Genomic DNA, 1,038 nt, shown 5'->3' with positions numbered 1-1,038 from the left:
TCGGCCCGGTTGCGCCAGCGATTTGATGAAGACGCTCAAGGCCTGACACCCCTGCTGGACGATGCCAGCGTCGAGTTTCTTCAGTCCGTCGAAGCTCCGGTGTCACCTCTGGCGATGGGCCACGTTGCGCTGGATATGGATGTCTTTCCCATGGACAACAGCCAGACCCGCAAAGAGGGTGTCAGCTACACCTACAAGGGCTACGACGGTTATGCACCGCTGGCCGCCTACCTGGGGCAGGAAGGCTGGTGCCTGGGTTGCGAGCTGCGCCCGGGCAGCCAGCACGCCAACAAGGGATTTCTCGACACCCTCAAACGGGTGTTACCCCGGGCTCGATCACTGACGGATAAGCCCATTTTGTTGCGCCTGGACAGTGCGCATGATGCCCGTGCCAATCGCGATTTCCTGCGCGAGCAGGACCAGGTCGACTTCCTGATCAAGTGGAATCCGCGCAAGGAGGATCCACTCGTCTGGGCGGACAAGGCTCAGGCCCGGAAAGCCTGGTCACTGGAGCGCGACGGCAAAATGGAGGCGGTTTTGTCAGAAGCGGTGTCGGACGAGCCCGGTCTGCGTCGCATCGTGAAGGTCACCGTTCGCACCAGCGATGCCGAGGGCCAGCTGTATCTCGAACCAGAAGTCAGCCTCGAAGGCTGGGTGACCTCTTTACCAGCCGAGGTGGCCAATGAGCAACAAGTCATGGCGCTTTACAGCGATCACGCCACCAGTGAGCAGTTCCACAGCGAGTTCAAGACCGACCTGGACCTGGAACGACTTCCGTCCGGGAAATTCGACACCAACAATCTGGTCATGGCCTTCGCCACCATGGGTTACAACGTGCTGCGCTGGATGGGCCTGAGACTGACCGGCCCGGATGCACCGGTTCGCCATCCGGCCAAACGTCGCCGCCTGAGAACCGTGATGCAGGAAATCATGACCATGGCCTGCCGCCTGGTGCACAGTGGCCGGCAGTGGATCCTGCGATTTGGCCGGCACTGCCCAGGCTTTGCGGTTTACCGCGATCTTTATCGGGGCCTTGCT

1 protein-coding gene is annotated in these 1,038 nt (G+C 61.1%); it reads left to right on the top strand.

The window, feature by feature from the left end; genetic code table 11:
• On the top strand, positions 1-1,038 hold a 1,038-nt coding region (locus JIF53_RS08585; RefSeq protein WP_199452257.1), incomplete at both ends, for an IS1380 family transposase.

Origin of the sequence: Marinobacter sp. bablab_jr008, assembly GCF_016464145.1 — a bacterium.
Classification (GTDB): Bacteria; Pseudomonadota; Gammaproteobacteria; order Pseudomonadales; family Oleiphilaceae; genus Marinobacter; species Marinobacter nauticus.
Note: the sequence above shows the minus strand (reverse complement) of the source record. Positions and strands in the feature narration are given on the sequence as shown.